The sequence below is a fragment of the Thermostichus sp. MS-CIW-23 genome (assembly GCF_054059455.1).
The window spans coordinates 1-23,684 of the sequence record NZ_JBSSCC010000006.1; the positions used below are offsets into that span (position 1 = coordinate 1).

Below are 23,684 nucleotides of genomic sequence, written 5' to 3' on the forward strand. Positions count from 1 at the left end.
AACTCTTTAACCGGACGGTTGCGCTGTCTCGCCACTTTGCGAGCGCCTGCCACCCGTCTGCACACCTGCTGGGCCAAGTTACTGGACAAGCCGAACCGAGCTCGAATCTCGTAGTAGCAAAGGGATTGCAGTTTGACCGCATTGACGATCTTCTCCGGCGTGTTCTGGTTGACCCAGTTCAAGGCTTGGCCAAAAGCCTCCATCGTCGCGTCCAATTTGGCGGCTTGCGACGGGGACGCCTTGAGCTTACAGGAGATGGTCAGGACTTGGCTCATAAGTCCATTGTACTTCATCAAAGCGCTTTCCTCCCGGCAGTGACCCTACGGGTACAGTGCGGGGCTCCTGCGCTAGTAAGCTGAGACAAGGGGATCCTGCTCTCAGGTTTTTTGATTTTGAATGGGAAAGGATCCCTTGTTCTCTTTGTGGGGCTGTCTTCCGATGAAAGCTGCTGGGATAGATTTCGCGGAAACGGATCACTTTGAGGCGCCGCCTCTGACCACCAAGTTGCCCCTGCTGCTGGCCCCGGCGGGGGATTGGGAGTGTGCCAAGGCGGCAGTGGAAAACGGAGCCGATGCCATTTACTTTGGGCTGGAGCGCTTCAACGCCCGGATGCGCGCCCGCAACTTTACGGAAGCGGATTTGCCGGAACTGATGGCCTGGCTGCACCGGCGGGGGGTACGGGGCTATGTTACTTTGAATACCCTGGTTTTTCCAAGGGAGCTGACGGAAGCCGAGGGATACATCCGCTCGATGATTGCGGCGGGGGTGGATGCGGTGATTGTGCAGGATATTGGCATCGCCCGCCTGATCCGGCATCTTTCCCCCGATTTCCCCATCCATGCTTCCACGCAAATGACCATCACCAGTGGAGTGGGAGCGGAGTTTGCCGCTGAGCTGGGCTGTGAGGTGGTGGTGCTGGCGCGGGAATGTTCCCTCCAGGAAATCGCCCAGATCCGGGCCTATCTGGAAGAGAAGGGATCCTCCCTATCTCTGGAGGTCTTTGTGCATGGGGCGTTGTGCGTGGCCTACTCGGGGCAATGTCTGACCAGCGAGGCGCTGGGGGGGCGTTCGGCCAATCGGGGGGAATGTGCCCAAGCCTGCCGCATGCCCTATGAGCTGGTGGTAGACGGGATCCGCCGCGACTTGGGGGAGAAGCGGTATCTGCTCAGCCCTCAAGATTTGGCCGGGCTGGAGGTGCTACCGGAGCTGGTGAAGCTGGGGATCCGCTGTCTGAAAATTGAGGGCCGGCTGAAATCCCCAGAATATGTAGCCAATGTAACGCGGGTGTATCGGCAGGCCTTGGATGCGCTGGGGGTGGGACAGCCGTGGCAGCCCTCGCAACAGGAACGCTACGAGCTGGAGATGAGCTTTTCTCGTGGGCTCTACACAGGCTGGCTGCGGGGCATCAACAACCAGGAGCTGGTGCACGCGCGGTTTGGCAAGAAACGGGGGGTTTACCTGGGGCAAGTGGTGGGGATCCAACAGGATCAGGTGGGGATCCGGCTGGAGGCACCCCTCAAAGCTGGGGACGGCGTGGTGTTTGACCAGGGGCAGCCGGAGTTGCCGGAGCAGGGGGGGCGAGTTTACCGGGTGCAAGAGAAGCAGGGGCTGGCCTGGCTCAGCTTCGGAGAGGGGGCCATTGACCTCAAACGTCTGCGGGTGGGGGATCGCCTCTGGAAGACCAGCGACCCGGAACTGGAAAAGCGCCTGCGCCAGAGCTACGCCGGGGATCACCCCCGCTTTCAGCGGCCCGTCCACATGGAGGTTCACGGCCAAGTGGGATCCCCGCTGACGCTGATCCTGCGGGATGAGCAAGGCCATACGGTGCAGGTGGATTCGCCGCTGCCCCTGGAAGCTGCCCACCGCCAACCCCTCACCACCGAAAAACTGCGACAGCAACTGGGCCGTTTGGGCTCCACTCCCTTCAAGTTGGGATCCCTGCACAATGCCTTGCAGGGGGAGGTAATGCTGCCGGTGAGCCTGCTCAACCAGATGCGCCGACAAGCGGTGGAACGCCTACAAGCTCTGCGAGCTCAGCCCCCGCGCTGGCAACTCAATCCCGAAGCTCGCTGGCAAGATCTGGTGCCTTCTCAGGAGGAGCCCGAAAGGGGATCCCCGCAGTTGGTGGTGTTGGTGCGGGATCCGGCGCAACTGCCGGCGGCGATAGCCAGCGGTATTAGGCAGATCTATCTGGAGTTTGAGGATCCCCGCCGCTATCGGGAGGTGATCCGCACAACCAAAGCCGCCCATCCCGAGGTGGAACTGTGGGTCGCTCCGCCCCGCATCACCAAGCCGGGAGAAACCTGGATCCTAAAGCAAGTGTTGGCCGCTGGGGCCGATGGCTACTTGGTGAGAAATTACGATCATCTCCGTTTCTTTGCCGGGCAGCGCTGCATTGGGGATTTTTCCTTGAATGTGGCCAATCCCATCACGGCCCACTATCTCAAAACCCGTTACAACCTGGAGCGCCTGACGGCTTCCTATGACCTCAACCACGAGCAACTGGGATCCCTGCTGCAAGCCGGCCCCGCCGGTGGGTACGAGGTTACCCTTCATCAACACATGCCCCTGTTCCACATGGAGCACTGCGTCTTTTGCGCCTTTTTATCCAGCGGAACGGATTACACCAATTGTGGTCGCCCATGTGAAAAACACGAGGTGAAGCTGAGGGACAGGGCCAATGTCGAGCACATTTTGAAGGCCGATGCCGGCTGTCGGAATACCCTCTACAACGGCAAGGCCCAAACGGGGGCAGAATATGTGCCGAAATTATTGGCCTTGGGCCTGCGCTATCTGCGCATCGAATTTTTGCATGAATCCCCCGCCGAGATCCAACAAACCCTGCACCGCTATCAGCAACTCCTACAAGGTCAACTCAGCGGATCCCAACTGTGGCAGGAGCTGAAGCTACACAGCCAATTGGGGGTTACGCGCGGGTCTTTGGAGAGTTAACGGCTGCGCTGTCTTTCTCTAGGGCGCCGGCTCTGCAGCTGTGCTCCGACCGGAGCAATGCGAAAAACATTCCGGCAAAGTTGGCGTAAAATTTCCTCAGGGTATTGTTATTCCCAGGTGCTTCCCCAACCTCTTCTCAGCTTTTTCTCTATCCTCTGGTTGCCGTGAAACACACCCTCAGCGCCCTCGTGCAGGATCAGCCTGGCGTTTTAACCCGCATTGCGGGGATGTTTGCCCGTCGCGGCTTTAACATCGACAGCCTCACCGTTGGCCCCACCGAACGACCGGGGATCTCTCGTATCACTATGGTGGTGCAGGGAGATGAACACGATGTGGAGCAGATGACGAAGCAGCTCTACAAGCTCATCGACGTGCTGAAAGTTACCGATATCACCCATGTTCCCTGCGTGGAACGGGAGCTGATGCTGGTCAAGGTCAATGCCAGCCCCGATACCCGCTCCGCCATTATGGATGTGGCCCAAATGTTTCGCGCCCGGATTGTGGATGTGGCGGAGGAGTCTTTGACTCTCGAGGTAACCGGGGATCCCGGCAAAATGGTGGCCATCATCAAGATGTTGACCAGTTTTGGCATCCGTGAGATCGCCCGTACCGGCCTGGTGGCTCTCACCCGCGAGTCCGGCGTGAATACGGAATACCTGAAGCAACACCCCACCTTAGTTACCGTCTGATGGCCTCAGGGGAAGCGATGCCAAAACTGGGGTGGAGTTGTAGGGGATCGGTTCTGCGGGGCACGATTAGCCTTGTGGCTATTGTGCTGGTGGGGCTGCTGGCCGGCTGCGGCCCTAGACCGCCAAAGCCGATTGTGCAGCAGGCCCTCGCCTATCAGATCGCTCATTTGTCCGGGCCGGTGGGATCCTTGGTGGGCAGTGACCAGCTAGCAGCCCGCCTGCAATTGCAGGATGTGAAAATCCGCCAGGATCGCCGTGAACCCTTGCTGTTGGCCTCAGGAGAAACCCTGGAAGGCCATCACCTCAGCGGCACCTACACCCTGAGCGTGCAGCCGCCGGGATCCCGCCGCCCCTATCGCCGCAAAGGGGATCCCTTCCAGCTCACCCTGGCCCACCAAAAGGCACAAACTGTTGCTACACAACGCTCGCCCGACCGCGTCAAAACCGTGCCCGAACGGTGGCTGCTGGCCTACAGCTCACCGGATTCCAAGACTTGGGAGGTCATCGACTTTCTGCCTCAGCCCGCACCGGCACCGGAGTTGCCTCCTGCCGGGCCAGAACCTACACTGCCGGCAACTGCACCTGCTGCCGCCGACGTTGGCAGGACGGAGTCCGATGGAGCTCCCAGCCCTACCAATACTTCTACTCCCACCTGAAGTAGAGCATGACTCTAGTCAATAATAAGCTCAACTATACTGAAAATAATGTATAATATGTTCAGTACGGATTACTACCAGTTGATCTTTCTGTTTACTTTCGAGTCTGCCAACATGGTAGCCAAAGCAAAGCAGAAAATTGGTAGTAAGACGATACGGAAACTGCGCTTTGGGTATTCTACTCAAAGCTTTGCGGGATACCGCCATTCTGTTTGGAAACAAACAGAATGCTATCGCTGCATAGTTGAACAGTGATGTTCAGCAGTGTTCAGCGTAAATGTATCAGTTATGGGGATGTCCCAGCTCACCGCAGCAGAGCTGCCCCCCAGCCAAATAGCCCATCCACCAACAGGGTATTCAGCACTGCTCCCGCAAATGCCCAATGGTGCAAGCGGCGGGATCCCTGGACTCTCCACAATCCAACACCCAGCAACAGAAGGCCCAAGCCGATGCCCCAACCCAGGCCCCAGGGGGTAGCCATTTTGTCGAGGGCCGCCCTAAAAGGGACAACCGCCTGCTCCAACCGGTCAAACTGCATCGCCTGCCGCCACTCAGGCAGCAGCCCCACCGAGTGAATGTAGAGATCTGTAACCGCTGTACCCCACAGGGAGCCGAGATAAAACCAGGTACCGATGCGGGCAAACCGTCGCCGTGTCCCCCACCAGACAATCGGGATCCCCAAGGCTTCCATGGGCATGTGCCAAAGAGGCTCAAAGCGCAGCCATCCCCAATACAGGGATCCTGCCAGCCAAGTCAGGGTAAAGCCGTACAGCAAATCTCCCCACAGGCGGGTACGGGGCTGGGAGTAGAGATGCAAGCTAAGGCCCAGCCAGCCCAAAGACATCACCAAGCTGACCCAAGGGGCATACCGCACCAGGGGCGCTTGCACAAAAACGGGCAGACTCACGAGCAGAGCTGCCACTCCCCCAATGGCATGGTGGGATCGAAAACGCCTTTGAGCCGAGAGAGGGCGGGGATCCAGCCCGGCCAAACGCTCAGAGGACAGCAGAGGCTCATCTTGGAGAGGGGGTAAAAAAGGTGTAGAAGACAAAATGCAATATTAAAAACCTTTACATCAGTTAACATAGCACCTTCTTTGCCCTTCCCTCTTCTCCCCAGCAGGAGCGGGGAAGCCTTGGGGGCCTGGCATTCTCTCTGATACATTTACGCTGAACACTGCTGAACATCACTGTTCAACTATGCAGCGATAGCATTCTGTTTGCTTCCAAACAGAATGGCGGTATCCCGCAAAGCTTTGAGTAGAATACCCAAAGCGCAGTTTCCGTGTCGTCTTACTACCAATTTTCTGCTTTGCTTTGGCTACCATGTTGGCAGACTCGAAAGTAAACAGAAAGATCAACTGGTAGTAATCCGTACTGAACATATTATACATTATTTTCAGTATAGTTGAGCTTATTATTGACTAGAGTCATGCTCCAGAGATGTCAGGGTGGGAAGGAGGTGCTGGCCGGAGGAAACTGTATGGACTTGTTGTTGGCAGGAGACATCGGGGGCACCAAAACCAGCCTCAGCCTTGTCAATGCCGAGGATCCCGAGCACAGCCTTTACCACTGCCGCTATGCCAGCCAAGATTACGCCAACCTCGCCCCAATGGTGGGAGAGTTTCTGGCCCAGGCTCGGCGGGAGCTGGGGCGAGATCCACAGCCTGCTGCCGCCTGTTTTGCAGTGGCCGGCCCCGTCATGGAAACAAGGGGCTCAGGGTCTGAGGGACAGACTGCCAAAGTGACCAACTTGCCCTGGGATCTGCAGTCGAGCCAATTGGCCGCAGAGCTGGGGATCCCGCGCGTAGCCTTGATCAACGACTTCAGCGCTGTGGGGTATGGCGTGCTTGCCCTCGGCGACCAGGATCTGGACACCTTGCAAGTGGGTGAGCGTCAACCGCGGGCTCCGATTGGCGTGATGGGAGCAGGCACGGGTTTGGGGCAGGCTTACCTTACCTGGGGAGAAGGGGGTTACCAAGTTCATGCCAGCGAGGGCGGTCACGTGGACTTTTCCCCGCGCACCCCTCTGGAGTGGGAGCTCTTGAGGTATTTGCAAAAACGGCACGGACGTGTCTCCACCGAGCGGGTGGTCTCGGGGCAGGGGATCGTTGCCATTTATCAATTTTTGCGGGATAGCCAGTGGGGCTCAGGAGAAGAACAGCTGCTGGCCCAAATTGAGGCTTGGGAAAAGGGAGCTAAGCATATTGACCCGGCAGCCCAAATTGCCAATGCTGCCATGGAAGCACGGGATCCTCTGGCGGTGGAGTGTCTGCGGCTTTTCATCAGCCTGTACGGGGCTGCAGTCGGGAACTTTGCCCTACACCTATTGCCGCGCGGGGGCCTGTTCATCGCTGGGGGGATCGCGCCCAAGCTCTTGCGCCTACTGCATCAAGGGGAGTTTTTGTCCTCGTTTTTGGATAAGGGGCGGATGCGTCCTCTTCTGGAGCAACTGTCGGTGCAGGTGGTGGTGAATGCGCAGGTGGGGCTGAGGGGAGCTGCTCGCTACGCCGCCAACCTTTGGTAGGGAGCGGCCGCTGCTACTGAGGTTGCCGCCCCGGCCCAGCAGGCGATCGCAGCAATCCCAATGGGTGCTGGAAAATCTCGCCCAGCTGCCCTTTGCCGGGATCCCAGACTTCTTCCTTGAGCCAGCAGATGGGTCAAGATGGGATTGCGCCTTTGCTTGGCTGGCCCCATACCGGAAAGCACTCCGCCTGGGGCTGCGCTATCCAACCGACAATGATTGCCACCACGCAGAGGGACTTCATATCATAGAAGCTTCATGGTTGATCCGATGAATCCAATCTTTTGGGCTTTGGGCATAGCTGTGCTGCTGGCCGTGGGCTTGGCAGCCTATCTGTTGACCGCTCGCAAATACGAGTCTCCCGCCTCTGTGGCCAAGTCTTACGACGAGTGGACTCGGGATGGGATCCTAGAGTTTTACTGGGGCGAACACATTCACCTAGGCCACTACGGCTCTCCTCCCCAACGAAAAAATTTTCTGCAGGCCAAGCACGACTTTGTCCACGAGATGGTGCGCTGGGGGGGGTTGGATCGACTGCCTGCAGGGACAACCGTGTTGGATGTGGGCTGCGGCATTGGTGGGAGCTGCCGCATCTTGGCCCGTGACTACGGCTTTGTCGTTACCGGCATCACCATCAGTCCTCAGCAGGTGAAGCGGGCCCAGGAGCTCACCCCCCCTGATCTGCCTGTCCAGTTTCAGGTGGCAGATGCCCTCGACCTGCCCTTCCCCGATGCCAGCTTCGATGTGGTGTGGTCCATTGAGGCAGGGCCTCACATGCCGGACAAGGCCCGCTATGCCCAAGAGATGCTGCGGGTGTTGAAGCCAGGGGGAATCCTGGTGGTGGCGGACTGGAACCAGCGGGACGACCGGCAAAAGCCCCTGAACTTTTGGGAGCGGCTGGTGATGCGGCAACTGTTGGATCAATGGTCACACCCTTCCTTCTCCAGCATCGAAGGCTTTGCCGAGCAGTTGGAGGCTACTGGCCTGGTGGCAGGACGAGTGGAAACCGCCGACTGGACTCAGGAGACCCTTCCCTCTTGGCTGGATTCCATCTGGCAGGGCATTGTCCGTCCCGAAGGGTTGCTGAAGTTTGGCTTGGTGGGCCTGATTAAGTCGCTACGGGAGGTGCCCACTTTCTTGCTCATGCGCCTGGCCTTCGGCACCGGCCTCTGCCGCTTTGGCATGTTCCGGGCCGTGCGAGCCGCCACGTCGGCAGACTCCACCCGCACAGAAGTGGTTGCCCACAGCAGCCAATAGGAGAATAAGAGAGATGACAACTCTTGCTCCCACTCCGGATACTTTGGCAGCCCTCTACGACGTGATTATCGTCGGCGGAGGCATCGCGGGCTTAACCCTAGCTTGTGCCCTGCGGGGATCCGGCCTGCGGTTGGCCCTCATTGAGGCCCAGTCGGCTGAGGCAGTCAAACAGCGCCCCCTGGCCTATGCCCTTTCGCCGCTGTCAATCCGCATCTTCCGGGCCGTCGGGGTGTGGGAGGCGCTGGCTCCCCACATTACGCCCTTTGCTCAGGTGATTTTAACCGACGCCAACGCTCCCCAGCGGGTGACGTTTAGACCGGAGGATGTGGGGGAAGCGGCAGTTTTCTACTGTGGCGAGCATGCCTGGCTGCAGCAGGCGCTCCAGGAGCAGGTGGCTGCCGATCCCAAAATTAGCTGCTACTACGAAGCCAAGGTGGAGAGCGTAACCTATGGGAAGGCTGCAGCCGAGGTAGAGCTGGAAACGGCCCAGGGGCGTCGCCAACTGCGGGCCTCCCTGGTGGTCGCCGCCGACGGCCTGCGCTCCCAGGTGCGGCAGTGGGCAGGGATCCCTAGCGACGGCTGGGACTATTGGCAGTCCTGCATCACCGCCTTGGTGGCCCCTTCCCAAGACCACCAAAACATTGCCTACGAGCGCTTCTGGCCTGCCGGCCCCTTCGCCATCTTGCCCCTGCCCGGCAACCGCTGTCAGGTGGTCTGGATCATGCCCCACGAGCAGGCCAAAGCCACCCTGGCCCTTCCTCAGGCCGACTTCTTGGCCGAGATGCAGCGCTACTACGGCGGTCAGAGCGGCCAGCTCACTTTGCTGAACCGGCCCCAGGTTTTCCCGGCTCGCCTACGGCAAAGCCGCCGCTACTATCAGCATCGTCTTGCCTTGGTGGGAGATGCCGCCCACCACTGCCATCCGGTGGCTGGCCAAGGGCTCAACCTCGGCATCCGCGACGCCGCTGCCCTGGCCCAGGTGCTCCTAGACGCCTGGAGACGGCATGAGGATCTGGGAGATGTCAAAGTCCTGCGCCGCTACGGTCGCCGTCGCCGCTGGGAAAACTGGGTGGTGCTGCTCTTCACGGATCTGCTCACCCGCACTTTCTCCAACTCCTACTGGCCCGTAGTGGTTATGCGGCGGTGGATCCTGAGAGGGATGATGGCCTTCCCCCCCCTGCGGTGCTTGCTGCTGTGCTTGATGACGGGACTTTGGGGGAGCTCTCCCTACAGTCCCAGCTCCTCCTTGGCCTTCTGAGCGGCCAGGAGCACCTCCGCATCTTCGGCCTGCGACCAGTCGGGGTCGGCGATCTCGGCGTAGAACCTTTGGTCGTAGGAGCGGGTTTGCACCACCACCGGCATAGGCACGGCGTGGCCGAGAAGGAGGGCCTGTTGTTTGGAATCTAGCTTGGCCAACACCGTTTTCAGGTTCTGGCTACCCGCCACCCCTGTAAACACCGCCTCGATATCTTGGTCGTCGTTGAGGAGTGCCGTAATGCGAGTGCCCAACTGCGACATCACTTCGCTATCGATGCTGGAAGGGCGTTGATCCACCACCAGCAGCGTGACAAAGTACTTGCGCATCTCGCGGGCAATGGTGCCGAAAATGGTCTGCTTGGCTGCCCGCGGATTCAAAAAGCGATGGGCCTCCTCAATGGTGATGCATAGTTGACGGGGCTTGTCGAGGGGATTTTTGGATTGCAAGTACCGCTCCGTCTGATGTACGTAGGCCTGGTGAATGCGGCGGGTGATGACGTTGGCCGCCAACATGTAGGAGAGCAGGTTGGACTGGGATCCAAACTCGATAACCACGTGAATGCCGCGGCTGAGGGCATCCAAAATCTGGCCGATGTAGTTGTGGGGCAGGGTGCTGCGGATGTACTTGAGGTTGTCAAGGCGGGTGAGCTTGCGCTGCAGGGCCATCATCGAGGCTTTGTTGCCCATTTTCTGTTCGCAAAACTCTTGAATCTCGGTGTTGGAAAGGCTCAAGAGGCGGCTGATCCAGTCGCGGCCAAACTCGTTGCGCAGGATAATGGCGTTTTCCAGGCTGGCTTCCGATAGGTTCAGCTCCTCTGCCAACAGGGCCAGATCCTCCACCTCGATCTGGTTGTAGGCGATGAAGAGCTCCTGCGCATCCCGCACCCCTCGCCGCCGGGTGGAATCGGGATCCAGGGTATAGATCTGTACCTGACCGGGAAAGAGCTGCCGCAAGCCCTTGACGGTGCTGGCGTGTTTGTCTTCGCTGGCCGCCTCCCAGCCGTACTCGGAGTGCATGTCAAAGATCAAGTTCACCGCTGCCCGTTTGCGGATGATGCCGGCCAGGATCAGGCGGGCTAGAAAGGACTTGCCGGTGCCCGATTTGCCGAAAATGCCGTTGCTGCGCTCCACCCAGCGATCCAAGTCCAAACAGATGGGCACAGCCATGTCGAGGGGCTGGCCGATAGCAAAGTTGCGCCGCTCCGGGTCGTCTTCCCAGCCGAAGACGGTGCGAAAGTCCAGTTCCCGTGCCTCATACACTTGCGAAAAATGGGCGGGCACTGTTTTCACGGGCAGCAGCTCCATGGCGCCAGCGGAAGGGGGTTCTTGGCCGAGGGGAGCTGCCAACGCTTCTGGCCGTTCGGGATTGACCAGGGGATACAGCCTTTCCCCTTCCGTTTGCCGCGGCACCAACATCAGCATCGGGGTGAGGGCAATAATGCCGTAGGTGCCGGTACCGGCCAGCACTTCCCGCAGCAGGGTCTCTTCAGGACGGGGGGGGTTGACCAGGATCTGGGGGTTGCTGGTTTCTAGGGTAACGTCGGTGAGCAGGCCGAAGAAGCGGTTGCGCTGCCCCTGGATCACCACGAATTTGCCCACCCGCAAGTCTTCTACCGAGACACCGGGATTGAGGCGAGCTTCCAGCCCTCGACTCAGGGATCCCTGAATCACGGTGGCCAAAGGTTGAGGAGGGGTCATGGCAGTGGGGGTTGGGTTCCAGATGCCTTATTCAGCTAGAAATCGCAGGAGCCCCGCACTGTACCCGTAGGGTCAGTGTCGGGAGGAATGCGGAAGTTATGATAGAACCATGACCCAAGTCCTGACCGTCTCCTGCAAGCTCAAGGTGTCCCCGTCGCAAGCCGCAAAGTTGGATGCGACAATGGATGCCTTTGTGCAGGCGTTGAACTGGGTCAACCAAAACACACCAGAAAAAGTAGTCAACGCAGTCAAACTCCAGTCCCTTTGCTATTACCAGATTCGCGCTCGGTTTGGCTTGTCCAGTAACTTGGCTCAACAGGTGTGCAGACGGGTAGCGGGTTCCCGCAAAGTGGCTAAGCAGAAAAAGCGTCCCGTCAAGGAGTTTAAGAGCGGCTTTGTTACCTACGACGCCCGTATCTTTTCGTTTCGCGAGAAAGACTGGACGGTGTCGCTGACCACGGTGGAGGGTCGGGAGCGCTTTGAGCTGGCGATTGGCCGTTACCAGAGAGAACAGTTGGCAGGCTCCAATCCCAAATCTGCCACTCTGGTCAAGCGTAAAGACGGCTCCTACTCCATTCAAATCTGTGTGGAAGCGGAGCCATCCCCACCGCAACGCACGGGCAGAGTGCTGGGGGTGGATTTGGGAAGGACGGATATTGCTCATACATCGGAAGGAGATAACTGGAATGGACAGCAGTTGAACAAAGTCCGCGACCACTACTCCCGGTTGAGGGCGGTACTCCAACGCAAAGCCAGTAAGGGCACCCGCAGTTCGCGGCGCAGATGCCGTCAACTGTTGCAACGGCTGTCTGGCAAGGAGAGACGCTTTCAAGCGTGGGTTAATCATCGCATCTCCAAAGCTATTGTCTCCAGGGCAAAAGCTACCAACAGTGCTATCGCTCTGGAAGACCTGACAGGGATCCGGGAAAGGGTTAATCAACAGCCACGGAGCAAGACAGAGCGTAGACGGGCCAACAACTGGGCGTTTTATCAACTCCGTCAATTTTTGGAGTACAAGGCTCTGCGTGCGGGGGTTGCTTTGATTCTGGTGCCGCCTGCCTACACGTCGCAGACCTGCCACCGGTGTTTGCACATTCATCCCGACCCTGCGCAATCCTACCGCAGTGGAAAGAAGTTTAAGTGTGGACACTGTGGATGGGAAGGGGATGCGGATTTGAATGGTGCGAATGTGATTGCGCTTTTGGGGGCTGCTGTAAACCAGCCTAGAGGTTCGTGGTTGGCTTGCCAACTGCAGGGCTACCGAAAGCCCGCCCTGTGCTGCGAAGCAGTCAGGGTCGGGTAGTTTACTTGCCCATCTGTAAGCGGGCGCTGGTGCGGGGGGCGCCATCCTGCACAATCCAGGTGCGGACGATCTCCACTTCCTCGGGTGTCCAAAAACCCAGACGGGATAGGGGCAGCCCACGGGCTTGAATGTAGGCAATCTCAGGGGATCCGCCGCGAGCTTGGGGGCGGTTGGGGTTAGTGGCGTTGAGGATGTAGGCGTGGCGGCTCGTCCACCGGGGATTGATCAACTCGCTATTGGGATCCCCGGGCCTGACATAGGCCATCGTGGCCTCATAACTGTCCAGCAACTGGGTGCGCTGCCGTCCTGCCGGCTGATGGCAACCCACACAACTGGCTTCTAGCAGCGGTTTGACATCCCGTTCGTAGGTAAATTGCGGTTCGGTGCGAAAACTCAGCTGAATGGCCTGCTCGAGGGGCAGCCCCTCTTGGGGAGAAAGCGTGAGGGTGTAACGGGTGCTAAAGCGCAAGGGATCCCGAGGCTTAAGCAACAACTCGTCTCCCTGCACATCAAAAATAACCGCTGCCGGCGGATCCAACTGAACCGCCAGACGTTGTAGATTGGGATCCAGTGGCCGATTGAATTGCAGCCGAATGACTCCATCCACAAAAACATCCTGCTGTTCGGGAGTAGGCTGGGAAGACACCCACTCCAAAAATGCCTGACTTTGAGAAGCATTCGACTGAGGCCAAACTTGCCGATGAGACTCGATGACAAAGAACGCTGCTGCCAACAACAACAGCCCCGCCCAAGTTCGCCACCGCCGCCAATGGCGAAAGACATTTGGCACGGTCGGAGTGTTCATTGCCGCAGACCCAATTTAACTGTTGTCAGAATAGCGAACTTACCCACACTTCAGCCATTGATGAGGTACAAACTGCCAGGGATCCCCAGCGGATCATGAGGATCCCTTGTTTGAAAAGTAGAGAAACAATAAACACCGGAGCGAAGGGAAGAGGTCGCTGCTCCCAAGCCCCTAGAGGCCGAAAGGAATACCAAAGGCTTTACCCAAGCTGAGATGAACTCACCAGCAGGGAAAAGCGGCACAGGGAGGCAGCAAATCAGTTGACCCGCTCCAGCTTGATGTTGTGGTGGCCCAGCTTGATCTCAAACTCATCTCCGGGCTTGAGGCCCATCTTCTTGGTGTAGGCAGCTCCAATCAGGAGGTTGCCATTCTTATGAACCGAAACCCGGAAGGTAGGAGCGCGGCCACGGGATCCATTTTCGTCACTAGCGCCGAGATCCACGCCAACGGCCTTCAACAGGGCGTTGTTAAACTGCATCAGATTCACTCGCTCCTGACCATTCTTGGTGTAGGTGACATAACCACAGGCGCGAGCTTTTTCCTTGCGATCCGCATTTCCCATTGAAGTTACCTTGTCGAGGAGCTCTTGGCCAGTGAGTGGTTTTGGTTTACTGGTTGTAGCCATATCGAGATGGTTTTAGGGACAACTGTTAGTGTAGCCAGAAACAAACAGGGATTGCAACAGAGTTTGATCCAACTCTTCTTAATTAGAGGGAATGAGTGCGCGACTGCAATGGGATCTGAGGGCTGGTTGCGCAAAACAGCAGTGGGGAATTCCCTCTAAAGGCCAGAACCTATGGGGGAGACTTTGGCTGAAATGGGGAATGATAGGCTCTCAGGCCCTATTCTCGACAGGGTCATCCGTCCAAGTCAAAGTATCTTTGGGCGAGGGATCCCCGCTTTGCCGCCGGAATTGAGCAAAAGCAGGGAAACTGGAAACAAGGCTGTTTGCGTGTCACTCAATATGGATCCCTTTTGGTCGGGGCGGCGTCTCCTCATTGGGGTGAGCGGGGGGATTGCTGCTTACAAAACGGCAGCTTTGGTGTCTGCTCTGGTGCAGCAGGGAGCAGAGCTCAAGGTGGTTTTGACAAAAGCTGCGGAACATTTTATTTCTCCTTTGACTTTTGCCACCTTGTCCCGCCAGCCGGCTTTTACGGATGCCGCCTTTTGGCAAGCAACACGAGGACGACCGCTGCACATCGAGTTGGGGGAATGGGCGGAGGCTCTCCTCATTGCACCCTTGTCGGCCAACACCTTGGGCAAGTTGGCTCATGGGCTGGCGGATAACTTGCTCACCAATGTGGTTTTGGCTTCCCGGTGTCCGGTGGCGGTGGCACCGGCTATGAATACGCAGATGTGGAAGGCGGAGAAGGTGTCCGAGAATTGGCAGCGGCTACACCAGGATCCCCGTTTTTGGGCCTTGCCGACGGCCAGTGGCCGCCTGGCCTGTGATGCGGTGGGGGAAGGGCGCATGTTGGAGCCGGAGGCGCTGCAGGAGTATGTGCGGGCTTTGCTCTGGACAGGGGGGAAAAAAGATTGGCAGGGCAAGCGGGTGTTGGTGACGGCGGGGGGTACACGGGAGCCCATCGACGCGGTGCGTTTTATCGGCAACCCGGCCAGTGGTCGGATGGGAGTGGCGCTGGCGGTGGCGGCAGCCTGCCGGGGGGCGACAGTGACGCTGGTCCATGGGCCGTTGGGGATCCCCTTTGATCCAGCGCCCTTCGCCATTCGGGCCATTCCGGTGGAGACGGCAGCCCAACTGGAGGCGGCTTTGCAGGCGGAATTTCCCCAGGCGGATCTCTTGTGGATGGCTGCTGCTGTGGGGGATGTGCGCCCCTCTCAGGTTTACGCGGGGAAGCTGCCCAAAGCCGATCTACCCCAGATGTTGCCGTTGGAGCCGATCCCTGACCTGCTGGCAGCTCTGGCCCGCCACAAACGCCCTGGCCAACGCCTCATCGGCTTTGCCGCTCAAAGTGGGGATCCCTTGCCACCGGCCAGAGAGAAGCTCCGCCAAAAGGGCCTGGATGCTATTGTGGCCAACCCCATCGACCAACCGGATAGCGGCTTTGGCAGCAGCCACAACCAAGGCTATTGGATCCCCCAGCAGGGAAGTCCAGAGCGGATCCCATTGGCAACCAAGCCAACCCTGGCCCACCGGCTGCTGGATCTGGCCCGGCAATTGGAGTTGGGCTACTTTAGTTAAACTCCCTCTCCCTCTGGAAGAGGGGCCGGGGGTGGGGGCTGTGCGGTACAGAACGCTAAACTTCCCGGAATAGCTGTTCGCGAACTGCCTCAAGAACCTGTGTAAAGCCACAGGGGCAAGCCCGAGGTGCTCACTTCAAACTGCAGACGGGCCAAGGCTTCTGCTGCCGGCAGAAATCGAGACCAACCTCTGCGCCGCGGGAGCAGGTCGTAGAACTTCGCATCCGTCGGCAAACCCGCCAGCTCTGCCGCCCAAAGGCGGGCATCTTCTTCTGTGCCCAAGCGATCCACCACACCCAAGTGGAGGGCCTGCTCTCCGCTGAAAATGCGGCCATCGGCAAAAGTTTTGACCACATTCAAACTCAACTTGCGGGCAGCAGCAACCGTCTGCACAAACTGGCCGTAGGTAATGTCGATCAACTCTTGCAGGATGTTTCGCTCTTCTGGGGTCAGCTCGCGATCAAACGAGAGAATATCTTTGTAGGGGCCAGACTTAATCACCTTAAATGAAATCCCCACCTTATCCAGGAGGCGTTCGATATTATTGCCTCGAATGATCACGCCAATGCTACCGGTGATCGTTCCTGGGTTGGCGACAATTTTTTCGGCTCCCATGGCAATATAAACCCCCCCAGAGGCGGCAATGTTGCCAAAGCTGGCGACAATACGGGTGCCCTTTTTCTCTCGCAAACGCAAGAGGGCATTGTAGATTTCTTGGGAGTCGGCCACCGTCCCACCTGGACTATCGATGCGCAGCACCACGGCAGGGATATGGTTTTCTTCCGCCTCTTTCAGGGCCTTGAGAACCCGCTCGCGAGCTTTGCCATCAATAGCCCCTGCCACCTCAATGCGGCCGATTTGCCGGCGCAAGCCACCCAAGAATAACCGCTTCAGCATGGAAAAAAACTGGATAGAGATAAGTGCATATTCTGTATCATGAATGGCGGCTCATGGCTTGGTCAACCAGTTGCCTAGACGTTGCCATACACCGGGATCACCGCCCCTCGCAGATCCCGCGCTGCTTCTGAGACCAAAAAGGCGATCACCTGCCCGATGGACTCTGGCTTGACCCACAGCTTGGCTTGCTCGGATCCCATGGCAGCTCGGTTGGCCGGCGTGTCGATGATGCTGGGCAGGATGACGTTGGCCGTGATGTCGGTGCCTTGGGTTTCGGCGGCAATGGTGCGGGTCAGGGCCACCACCCCTGCTTTGGAAGCGCAGTAGGCGGCCAATTGCGGGCCCGGCTCCACCGCTCCGCGGGATCCCACCGTTACAATCCGCCCATAGCCCTGTTGCCACATTCTGCGCAGGCTGTGCTTGCAGGTCAGGAATGTGGTGGTGAGGTTGAGGTCGAAGTCGCGATACCAGTCCGCCAAGCTGTACTCGTGGGTGGGGCCCATGGCAAAGCCCCCCACCAGGTGGATCAGCCCATCCACGCGGGGTAGGTCGGCAATGACGCGGGCAACCGCCGCCTCATCTGTTAAATCCACTTGCACAAAGCGAACCCGATCCAGAGCATTGGCCGGCAGGCGCTCCCGCAAAATGGTGAGATCTTTCTCTTGGCGATAGGTCAAGGTCAGCTCTGCGCCGCTGGCCAGCACCACGGGAACCACCCCCAAACCCAGCCCGCCTGTGCCGCCGGTCAAGAGGATTTGCTTGCCTTGGTTGCTTTGCATGGATGCACCTGCATTGGCGAAAGGGATCCAGAACAAGATCGGGAAGGGACTTCAAAAACCCCAGAGGATGTTTGGGTTCGTCCAACTGAGCTTCCCTCTCTCACCCTACCCCGGTTCCTGCCCCTCTTGAAGAACAACAGCCCTTTTGGGCGCTTTCTCCAGCAACAGATCGCTCAAGGCCAGCCAGTGGGGCAGATCCAGCTCTTCGGCGCGGGCATCGGGGTTGAGGCGGAGCTGAGCCAAAGCTGCTGCAACCGCTTCTCGCTCCACCAAGCTTCCCAGGGCATTGACGAGCTTCTTGCGACGGGTGGAGAACCCCTGCTGGAGGAGTTGGTGAAACCAGCAGGGATCCCGGACGGGGGTGGGGGCGGGGCGGGGGGTGAGGCGAATCACAGCAGATTCCACCTTGGGGGCGGGCTTGAAAGCGGTGGGGGGCACCCTGCAGATCAGCTCGCAATCGGCCAAATACTGCGTCCGCAGGCTCAGAGCACCATAGGCTTTGCTGCCGGGGCCGGCCTGCAAGCGCTCGGCCAGCTCTTTTTGCACCAGAAGGACAATGCGCTCGAATTGCCGAACTGGCTGGGCCGGGGATCCGAGCACCTTTTCCAAAATGGGGCCGGTCAGGTTGTAGGGGATATTGGCCACCAGCAGGCGGGGTTGAGGAGGCAGCGGCAGGCGGAGAAAATCTCCCTCCAGCAGGTGAAAACGGGGTTGGCCGGCGAACCGTTTTTGCAGCAGTCGGCACAGATCCCGGTCGATCTCCACCGCCACCACCTGGGCGCCCTGGGCCAGCAATCGCCGCGTCAGTTGGCCGGTGCCGGGGCCGATCTCCAGCACCCAAGTGGGATCCGCCCCTCTCTCCAGATCATTCAACTGGGCAGCCCGCAAAATCGCCTCGTGAACAGCGGGATCCTTGAGCCAATGCTGACCAAACCGTTTACGAGGATAGGGCAACCGAGCGGTACCCAGAGGGGTTGCAGGAGCAATTGCCGGGTGGGTCATCGCTTGGCTGAGTTGGGAACAGAAATCAAGTTGGGATCGGCATCCTCAGGTCTATCTCGGGCGGGTTGAGCAGGGAGCGCCTCTGGGTTCGGATCCCCGCTCAGGAGCGGCTTGCGGTAGAGGGGCACCGTAAAGGTGACGGTGGATCCCAGCCCTTCGCCCAGGCTGTAGAAATTGATTTCCCCTCCCATCGCCTCCACCAGGCGTTGGCTGATGGCCAGGCCCAAGCCGGTTCCTCCATATTGGCGGGTGGTGGAACCATCCACCTGTGTGAAGGCCTGAAACAGTTTTTGCTGCTTTTCCAGCGACACGCCGATCCCGGTGTCGATGACGCGGATGCGGGCCAACCCCGGATTGCCGGGCAGGATATCCGCCCGCACGGTTACCGAGCCTTTGGGGGTAAACTTGATGGCATTCCCCACCAAATTGAGCATCACCTGCAACAGGCGTTGGTAATCGCCCAAGAGCAAAATCTGATCCGAGGTGTTGGGCAAGTGAAAGCTCAGTTGTAAGCCCTTCTGGCTGGCCTGCAAGCTGGTCTTGGCCTCCACATCCTTAAACAAGGCTCGCAGGTCGCAGGGCTGGAACTCCAACTGCATTTTGCCCGCCTCGATCTTGGCGATATCCAGCACATCGTTGATTAGGGCCAGCAGGTGCAGGGCAGAGCGATAGGCCTCTTGCAAAAAGTCCAGCTCCTCTTCGCGGTTTTCGGCCATCCCGTCCAGCACCAGCTTGATAAAGCCGATGATCCCGTTGAGAGGGGTGCGCAGCTCGTGGGAGGTGTTAGCCAAGAATTGGCTTTTCAGTTGGTTGGCCGATTCCGCTTGGGCACGGGCCTGCTCCAGCTCCTTATTTTTCTGACGCAGAGTTTGGTTGGCTAACTGCAAGCGGGTTGCCAGTTGGCGACTTTGATCCAGCAAAATGGCGTGGGCAATGGCTGCGCCCAGGTAGGTGGCAATGCTCTGGAGTACCTGAATGTGGCTTGGCTGCCAAACAGGAACCCTGTTCGGATCCAGCATTTCCAGCCAGAGCAGGCTGTTGGCGTAGCCCTGGTAAGACATGGCAATGGCCAGATGTCGCCCCGCCTCCACCGGTTCTTCCTGTCTGAGGGCCTGCAACAAATGGGGGTAATCTGCCAGCTTCAGGGTCTGGTGGAGCAGGGAGGGATCCCCAGGATGGCGGCGGTACTCGGCATTGACCGTGAGGGAGTCTTGCCCCACCTCGTAGAGGGCCATCAGGCAGCGATCTACCTCAAACAGTTGCCCCAACTGCTCCACGGTCTGCTGGCACAGTTGCCGGATATCCAGGGAATGCCGGATATTGCGCACCAACTGCGTCGTGATCCCCTGTACCGGATCGGCCGGGAGAGCATGGGGCTGGCTGTTGGGGCTGCTGGTTCCTCCGGCCAACGCAAAAGGCGTAGCCCCCAGCAACTTGCCCACTGCCGCAACCGCCACCACCTCCCCTTCCATGTCCCGTACAGGGTTGAGAGAAAGATGCAGATGCAACTTGTAGCGGGGCGAGAGCACCTGACATTCGTAGGAGAGGGGATCCCCGCTTGCAAAGACCTGGTTGAGCTTGGCTTCGTACTCTCCAGCGTTGGCCACCTCCCAGATTTGCTGTCCGCTCACGATGTGCTGAGGGTGGATGCCATATTTCTCGGCATCTTCCCAGTAAAAACTCCAGAAGCGCCTCTGGCGATCCTGCGTGTAGAACATCGGAGTGGGTCGGAGGGCGCCCATTTGGGATGAAGCCACCATTGCGCTAGGGGAACGTAGGCCAAAACTCAGGTTTTTCCAGAGGAAGCCGGGCTGGCCGGATCAGAGGCCGGGCGGGTTAGTGGGGCAGAGTCCTTGTTGAGGCGGGCGAAGATCATGCGGCCTGCTGAGGTTTGAATGGCGCTGGTCACAACCACAGAGCGGGTTTTGCCCACAGAGCGCTGCCCTTCTTCCACCACCACCATGGTGCCGTCTTCCAAGTAGCCTACCCCTTGACCTGGCTCTTTTCCTTCGCGGGTGATCTTGATATCAAAGCTGTCGCCGGCAACATAGATGGGCCGCAGCGCCTCGGCCAACTCATTCACATTCAGCACCTTGACCCCCTGCAGAGCCGCCACCTTCTTCAGGTTGTAATCGGTGGTAAGCAGCGTTCCCCCCACGGTTTGGGTGAGGCGCACCAGCTTTTCATCGACAGTGGTCAGATCTGGATAGTTGGCTTCGTGAATAACGAAACGATCGGGGTAGGCTTCTCGTAGAGCCTGCAGCGTATCCAAACCTTTGCGGCCCCGCTCTCGTTTTTGGGCATCGGCTTTGTCGGCAATGGTCTGCAATTCCGTCAGCACAAAGCGAGGAACCACCAGGGTTCCTTCCAAAAAACCTGTCTCGATTAACTGAGCCACTCGGCCATCGATGATGGAGCTAGTGTCCAAAACCTTGGCCGTGGCAGCCACCACATTGCCCTCCGCCCAGAGGGCTGCCTGCAAAGCATAGTTGGGGTTAAACAGCCGCAGCAGCGAGGGGCCGTGGGTATCGGCCAGGCTGACCCCCAGATAGGCAAAGGCCAAGCTGAAAAAGACCGAAGCCAGTGGCTCGAGGAACCTGTTGAGTTGGGGAGGCAAGGGCAGCAAGTACACAGGAGCCATGGCCAGATTGGCAATCACCAAGCCGATCACCAACCCCACCGAGCGGCTGATCAACACGTCCGGCGGCAGGGAGCGCACATTGGCCTCGAAGCGACGGTAGCTCCAGCGCACCAGGGATCCCAAAGCCAGTCCTGCCAGCACGCCAAAGCCGCTGGTGACGACACGGGCTCCTTCCACATTGGCCCCCTGAATGGCGGCAGGAGGGAGCAGATCCAGGCCATAAAACCCGAGGCCAGCTCCCGCCAACATGAAGATCATGACCAGTAAAGCGTCTAGCATAAGGAAAAAGACGGCCCTGCTGAGTGGGTGATGCTGCTGGGAATAGGCAAATCTGCTTCCTATTCTAGTCGTCTGGCGTTGGAGGGATCCGGACAACCAAGCCAGCCCTCCCCCAGAAGGATTCAGACTATGCTGAAATCATAGCGATCCCTTGCCAGCTTGAGGGATCTGTGGAGCATGCCTCTAATCCCCAAAACCCTGAACTTTGCTGAATTTACTGAGCTTTAGGCGGTTTGGCAAAAGTCATTGAGAGGGATATAGTAGACCAAGTTTCCCCCTGATCCTTGAGTCCACCGCAACGGTTGCCGGGAAGTGAAGGGGGAAAGCGCTCGGGGGGTATTCCTCAGGGCTTTGCGGGATACCGCCTTCCTGTTTGGACTCCGTCCCGCTGACGCGAACAGAGATAGGCAGGATGCGATCGCTTCTTTCCTGAACCATGTTCAGGAGAGTTCAGCGTGAATGTATCAGAAACCGCTACAATCCAAATCTCAACGAGGCTAAAAGCAACCATGGCACAAGCACTGGAACTCAATACCGAGAACGTCGAGAAAGTCCTGGACGAGCTGCGTCCTTACTTGATGGCCGATGGGGGCAATGTGGAATTGGTGGAAATCGATGGCCCGGTGGTCAAGCTGCGCTTGCAGGGGGCCTGTGGAGCCTGCCCCAGCTCGACCATGACTCTAAAGATGGGCATTGAGCGCAAGTTGCGGGAGAGCATTCCCGATATTTTGGAGGTGGAGCAGGTATTCTGAGGGGCCCTGTAGGTTTTTGTGAGATTCCTTTAGGGTTCTTTATCATGTGTTGGATTATGTGCCTTGACAAATAGCCTCGGGTGGCTCTCTGCTCCCCACTTCTTTCTTCTGTGCCTTCTTCAGAGCTAGCGCATGTCTGTTCTCCTCTCCATCGCCATTCTCGCCCTGCTGATCCTGGTGCATGAGGCAGGGCACTTTGCGGCAGCCAAACTCCAAGGGATCCATGTCAACCGCTTCTCGCTGGGGTTTGGCCCGGTGTTGTGGCGATACCAGGGCAAGGAGACAGAGTACGCCATTCGCGCCCTGCCGCTGGGGGGCTACGTGGGCTTTCCTGACGAGGATGAACATTCCCCCTACCCGCCCGACGACCCGGATCTGCTGAAAAACCGCCCCGTGCTGGATCGCCTGGTGGTGATGAGTGCAGGGGTGATGGCCAACCTGATCTTCGCCTATCTGGTGCTGGTGTTGATGTTTGCCTGGGTGGGGATCCCCTCGGTAACGCGCCTCCATCCCGGCATTCTCATCCCTCAGGTGATGCCCGATAGCCCGGCGGAGCGGGCCGGCCTGAAGGCAGGGGATGTGGTGTTGCAGGCAGCCGATCGCGATTACAGGGGGATTGCCGACGAGACGGCGGCCTTGGCAGCTCTGAACGATTTTCAGGTGCTGATCCGCAGCAGCGAGAACCGGCCCATTCCCCTGGAGGTGCAGCGTGGGGAAGGGGATCCCCTGCAATTGACGGTGATCCCAGAGGTGCGGGGAGAGACGGTGGCCATTGGAGTGACCTTGGCCCCCAACCAGGAGGTGACCTTGCGTCCCCCTCAGAGTGTGGCTGAGATCCTCACGGAGGCGGGAAATGCCTACCAGCGGGTGGTGATGCTCAATCTGAACGGCTTGCGGCAGTTGCTGCAGAATTTCCAAAGCACGGCTGCTCAGGTCTCCGGCCCGGTGGGGATCGTCAAGATTGGGGCGGATCTGGCCCGCGATGACGCCGCCAGCCTGTTTAATTTCACCGCTTTGATTAGCATTAACCTGGCCTTTCTCAACCTGTTGCCCCTGCCCGCCTTGGACGGGGGACACATTGCCTTTTTGATCCTGGAGGCGATCCGCGGCAAACGGCTGCCCAAGCATCTGGAGGAGCGGGTGATGCAGACGGGCTTGGTGTTGTTACTGGGATTGGGGGTGGTGCTGATCTTCAAAGACACCCTCGCCATTGTCACCGGGTCGGGCTAGGGGAAGATGGCCAGCAAACGGGCCTTGCGCCAGCGAGCTTTGGAGATCCTGCTCCGGCTGAAGCGCCACTACCCCAACTCCACCTGTGCCCTCCACTACCGGACGCCGCTGCAACTTTTGGTGGCAACCATCCTCTCCGCTCAGTGTACGGATGAGCGGGTGAATCAGGTAACGCCAGAGCTGTTTCGTCGCTTCCCGGATGCCCAGGCCCTGGCGACAGCGCCGCGAGAGGAGATCGAGGCTCTCATCCATTCCACCGGCTTCTATCGCAACAAGGCCAAACACATTCAGGAAGCCTGCCGCAAGATCTTGAGCGATTTCGGTGGTCAAGTGCCCCGCACCATGCCGGAGCTGCTCACCCTACCCGGTGTGGCCCGTAAGACGGCCAATGTGGTGCTGGCCCATGCTTTCGGCATCCATGCCGGGGTTACCGTCGATACCCATGTTAAGCGCCTCAGCCGCCGCCTCGGCCTCACTGAGCACGAGGATCCCGTGCGCATCGAAAAGGATCTGATGCAGTTGTTGCCGCAGGCGGATTGGGAGAACTGGTCTATCCGTCTGATCGACCACGGGCGGGCCATCTGCACTGCCCGCAGGCCTCTGTGCCAGCAATGTTTTTTGGCGGATCTCTGCCCCAGCGCTCCCCTCCTGAGACCGGCGGCACCGGATGAGAAAATGGATAAAAAAGCTACCAAAGCCTCGCCAACCTGAGAGGATGGTTTCTGGGCGCCCTGTATGGCTGAGCCGGCAGGGATCCCTCCC

20 protein-coding genes and 2 pseudogenes are annotated in these 23,684 nt (G+C 58.8%); 11 read left to right on the forward strand and 11 right to left on the reverse strand.

The genetic code is table 11. The features are described from left to right. Window positions 1-275 (reverse strand): annotated as a pseudogene (locus tag ACVW0B_RS03520) (RNA-guided endonuclease TnpB family protein); the annotation flags it as partial. A 163-nt stretch (window positions 276-438) separates the two neighbouring features. Between ACVW0B_RS03520 and ACVW0B_RS03525 the strand changes: the two are divergent. The 3 genes from ACVW0B_RS03525 to ACVW0B_RS03535 all read left to right on the forward strand — a co-directional run bounded on the left by ACVW0B_RS03525 (window position 439) and on the right by ACVW0B_RS03535 (window position 4,297). Then, a complete protein-coding gene (locus ACVW0B_RS03525; protein ID WP_457490962.1) occupies window positions 439-2,952 on the forward strand; it encodes a DUF3656 domain-containing U32 family peptidase in 2,514 nt (837 codons plus the stop codon). Between the two features lie 164 nt (window positions 2,953-3,116). After that, complete coding sequence (gene ilvN, locus ACVW0B_RS03530) at window positions 3,117-3,641, forward strand: acetolactate synthase small subunit (protein WP_011432604.1); 525 nt, start codon at window positions 3,117-3,119, stop codon at window positions 3,639-3,641. Window positions 3,642-3,715: 74 nt separating this feature from the next. Further along, complete coding sequence (locus ACVW0B_RS03535) at window positions 3,716-4,297, forward strand: hypothetical protein (RefSeq protein ID WP_457402191.1); 582 nt, start codon at window positions 3,716-3,718, stop codon at window positions 4,295-4,297. Between the two features lie 304 nt (window positions 4,298-4,601). Here the strand turns inward: ACVW0B_RS03535 and ACVW0B_RS03540 are convergent, their stop codons facing one another. Further along, window positions 4,602-5,348 (reverse strand): DUF3120 domain-containing protein, encoded by a 747-nt coding sequence (locus tag ACVW0B_RS03540; RefSeq protein WP_414329009.1) that lies wholly within the window; start codon window positions 5,346-5,348, stop codon window positions 4,602-4,604. 146 nt (window positions 5,349-5,494) lie between these two features. Further along, window positions 5,495-5,678: pseudogene (locus tag ACVW0B_RS03545) on the reverse strand (hypothetical protein); the annotation flags it as partial. 101 nt (window positions 5,679-5,779) lie between these two features. Between ACVW0B_RS03545 and ACVW0B_RS03550 the strand changes: the two are divergent. The 3 genes from ACVW0B_RS03550 to ACVW0B_RS03560 all read left to right on the forward strand — a co-directional run bounded on the left by ACVW0B_RS03550 (window position 5,780) and on the right by ACVW0B_RS03560 (window position 9,335). After that, window positions 5,780-6,823 carry a glucokinase gene (locus tag ACVW0B_RS03550; protein WP_414344654.1) on the forward strand — a complete coding sequence of 348 codons (1,044 nt, stop codon included), beginning with the start codon at window positions 5,780-5,782 and terminating at the stop codon, window positions 6,821-6,823. Between the two features lie 267 nt (window positions 6,824-7,090). Next, window positions 7,091-8,077 (forward strand): methyltransferase domain-containing protein, encoded by a 987-nt coding sequence (locus ACVW0B_RS03555; RefSeq protein WP_041436329.1) that lies wholly within the window; start codon window positions 7,091-7,093, stop codon window positions 8,075-8,077. 13 nt (window positions 8,078-8,090) lie between these two features. Then, window positions 8,091-9,335, forward strand: a complete 1,245-nt coding sequence (locus tag ACVW0B_RS03560; protein ID WP_457466853.1) for an FAD-dependent hydroxylase — start codon at window positions 8,091-8,093, stop codon at window positions 9,333-9,335. Here the strand turns inward: ACVW0B_RS03560 and ACVW0B_RS03565 are convergent. Next, window positions 9,305-11,032, reverse strand: a complete 1,728-nt coding sequence (locus tag ACVW0B_RS03565) for a helicase HerA domain-containing protein (protein ID WP_457490963.1) — start codon at window positions 11,030-11,032, stop codon at window positions 9,305-9,307. The two genes, ACVW0B_RS03560 and ACVW0B_RS03565, sit on opposite strands and share 31 nt — an antisense overlap. Before the next feature lie 109 nt (window positions 11,033-11,141). Here ACVW0B_RS03565 and ACVW0B_RS03570 point away from each other — a divergent pair, with 109 nt between their 5' ends. Next, the gene (locus tag ACVW0B_RS03570; protein ID WP_457490964.1) at window positions 11,142-12,335 is read left to right on the forward strand and encodes an RNA-guided endonuclease InsQ/TnpB family protein; all 1,194 of its coding nucleotides are present in this window, start codon (window positions 11,142-11,144) and stop codon (window positions 12,333-12,335) included. 1 nt (window position 12,336) lies between these two features. Here ACVW0B_RS03570 and ACVW0B_RS03575 read toward each other — a convergent pair whose 3' ends face one another. Both ACVW0B_RS03575 and ACVW0B_RS03580 read right to left on the reverse strand, forming a co-directional pair. Further along, entirely contained in the window at window positions 12,337-13,140 is an 804-nt protein-coding gene (locus tag ACVW0B_RS03575; RefSeq protein WP_457490965.1) for an Ig-like domain-containing protein, read from the reverse strand. 256 nt (window positions 13,141-13,396) lie between these two features. Next, window positions 13,397-13,765: an AbrB family transcriptional regulator gene (locus tag ACVW0B_RS03580; RefSeq protein WP_011432615.1), complete on the reverse strand. Its 369-nt coding sequence runs from the start codon at window positions 13,763-13,765 to the stop codon at window positions 13,397-13,399. 339 nt (window positions 13,766-14,104) lie between these two features. Between ACVW0B_RS03580 and coaBC the strand changes: the two genes are divergently transcribed. Then, window positions 14,105-15,343, forward strand: a complete 1,239-nt coding sequence (coaBC, locus tag ACVW0B_RS03585) for a bifunctional phosphopantothenoylcysteine decarboxylase/phosphopantothenate--cysteine ligase CoaBC (RefSeq protein ID WP_457491002.1) — start codon at window positions 14,105-14,107, stop codon at window positions 15,341-15,343. Window positions 15,344-15,432: 89 nt separating this feature from the next. On the opposite strand, the gene sppA is transcribed toward coaBC, so the two are convergent. The 5 genes from sppA to ACVW0B_RS03610 form a co-directional block, all read right to left on the reverse strand. Next, window positions 15,433-16,239, reverse strand: a complete 807-nt coding sequence (gene sppA / locus ACVW0B_RS03590) for a signal peptide peptidase SppA (RefSeq protein WP_457439205.1) — start codon at window positions 16,237-16,239, stop codon at window positions 15,433-15,435. Window positions 16,240-16,313: 74 nt separating this feature from the next. Continuing rightward, on the reverse strand, window positions 16,314-17,018 hold the full coding sequence (fabG, locus tag ACVW0B_RS03595) for a 3-oxoacyl-ACP reductase FabG (RefSeq protein WP_457441274.1): 705 nt from the start codon (window positions 17,016-17,018) through the stop codon (window positions 16,314-16,316). Between the two features lie 105 nt (window positions 17,019-17,123). Then, window positions 17,124-17,972 carry a 16S rRNA (adenine(1518)-N(6)/adenine(1519)-N(6))-dimethyltransferase RsmA gene (rsmA, locus tag ACVW0B_RS03600; protein ID WP_457491003.1) on the reverse strand — a complete coding sequence of 283 codons (849 nt, stop codon included), beginning with the start codon at window positions 17,970-17,972 and terminating at the stop codon, window positions 17,124-17,126. Window positions 17,973-18,016: 44 nt separating this feature from the next. Beyond that, window positions 18,017-19,762, reverse strand: a complete 1,746-nt coding sequence (locus tag ACVW0B_RS03605) for a sensor histidine kinase (protein WP_457490966.1) — start codon at window positions 19,760-19,762, stop codon at window positions 18,017-18,019. Between the two features lie 44 nt (window positions 19,763-19,806). After that, complete coding sequence (locus ACVW0B_RS03610; protein WP_457490967.1) at window positions 19,807-20,940, reverse strand: PIN domain-containing protein; 1,134 nt, start codon at window positions 20,938-20,940, stop codon at window positions 19,807-19,809. A gap of 509 nt (window positions 20,941-21,449) precedes the next feature. Between ACVW0B_RS03610 and ACVW0B_RS03615 the strand changes: the two genes are divergently transcribed. From ACVW0B_RS03615 to nth, 3 genes are all read left to right on the forward strand, one after another. Continuing rightward, window positions 21,450-21,692 (forward strand): NifU family protein, encoded by a 243-nt coding sequence (locus tag ACVW0B_RS03615; RefSeq protein ID WP_414373537.1) that lies wholly within the window; start codon window positions 21,450-21,452, stop codon window positions 21,690-21,692. A gap of 132 nt (window positions 21,693-21,824) precedes the next feature. Beyond that, on the forward strand, window positions 21,825-22,922 hold the full coding sequence (rseP, locus tag ACVW0B_RS03620) for an RIP metalloprotease RseP (RefSeq protein WP_457490968.1): 1,098 nt from the start codon (window positions 21,825-21,827) through the stop codon (window positions 22,920-22,922). 6 nt (window positions 22,923-22,928) lie between these two features. Next, the gene (nth, locus tag ACVW0B_RS03625) at window positions 22,929-23,633 is read left to right on the forward strand and encodes an endonuclease III (RefSeq protein ID WP_457490969.1); all 705 of its coding nucleotides are present in this window, start codon (window positions 22,929-22,931) and stop codon (window positions 23,631-23,633) included. Window positions 23,634-23,684: the final 51 nt, after the last annotated feature.